Origin of the sequence: Collinsella aerofaciens (assembly GCF_027679495.1) — a bacterium.
Taxonomy (GTDB): domain Bacteria; phylum Actinomycetota; class Coriobacteriia; order Coriobacteriales; family Coriobacteriaceae; genus Collinsella; species Collinsella aerofaciens_AK.
In genome coordinates, this window is the sequence record NZ_JAQEKC010000065.1 from 1 (window position 1) to 1,023 (window position 1,023).

The 1,023-nt window shown below is 65.2% G+C and carries 2 protein-coding genes; both read left to right on the forward strand.

Going from position 1 to position 1,023, the window contains the following annotated elements; all coding sequences use genetic code 11:
• On the forward strand, positions 1-210 hold a 210-nt coding region (locus PGW49_RS10350; RefSeq protein ID WP_270226448.1), incomplete at its 5' end, for a PTS sugar transporter subunit IIC.
• On the forward strand, positions 200-1,023 hold an 824-nt coding region (locus PGW49_RS10355), incomplete at its 3' end, for a PTS system mannose/fructose/sorbose family transporter subunit IID (protein WP_463671758.1). The genes PGW49_RS10350 and PGW49_RS10355, both read left to right, overlap by 11 nt.

Genomic DNA, 1,023 nt, shown 5'->3' on the forward strand with positions numbered 1-1,023 from the left:
GGCTTCGCCATGCTCGGCCGCCTGGTGCTCACCAAGCAGCTCGTGCCCTTCTACTTCCTTGGCTTCCTGCTGTGCTCCTACGCCAACGTGCCCGTCCTGGGCGTCGCCCTGATCGCCATCATCATCGGCATCGACAAGTTCGACCTGCTCGGCCTGGGCGGAGCCCAGCCCCAGCTCTCCGCGGAAGGGGATGAGGACGATGACTTCTAGTCCCGAGAACAAGATCACGCGCTCCGACCTCGTCAAGAGCGCCGTCAACGTCGGCGCCCTGGGCATGGAGTTCTCCTGGACCTACTACAAGCAGATGAACATCGCCTTCTGCCTGATGGTCGCCAACATGCTCAAGAAGATCTACGCCGGCCGCCCCGACGACTACGCCGAGGCCCTGCACCGCCACTGCGCGTTCTTCAACATCACCGTCCAGTTCGCCCCGTTCGTCGGCGGCATCGCGATGGCCATGGAGGAGAAGGTCGCCCGCGGCGAGATCGAGCCCGAGAGCGTCAACGACGTCAAGGCCGCCCTCATGGGCCCGCTGTCCGGCATCGGCGACTCCATCTTCCTGTCGACGCTGCGCGTGGTCGCCGCCGCGGTGGGCATCAGCCTGTGCCAGGCCGGCAACCCCTTCGGCCCCATCGCCTTCCTGCTCATCTACAACATCCCCGGCTTCGCGCTGCGCATCTGGGGCGCCGTCAAGGGCTACGAGCTGGGCGTGGGCTTCCTGGACGAGGCCCAGAGGACCGGCCTCATGCAGAAGATCATGACCTGCGTGGGCATCGTGGGCGTCATGGTCGTGGGCGCCATGTGCAAGGACATGTTCTGGGCCAGCATCCCGGTGGCCATCGGCTCGGGCGAGGACGCCCAGACCCTCCAGGACATCCTGGACGGCATCATGCCCGGCATGCTCGGCATGATAGCCTTCTGGCTGTACTACTGGCTGCTGTCCAAGAAGATCAGCCCCATGGTGCTGATCGTGGCCACCATGGTCGTGGGCATCATCGGCGCGTTCTTCGGCGTGCTGGCGTA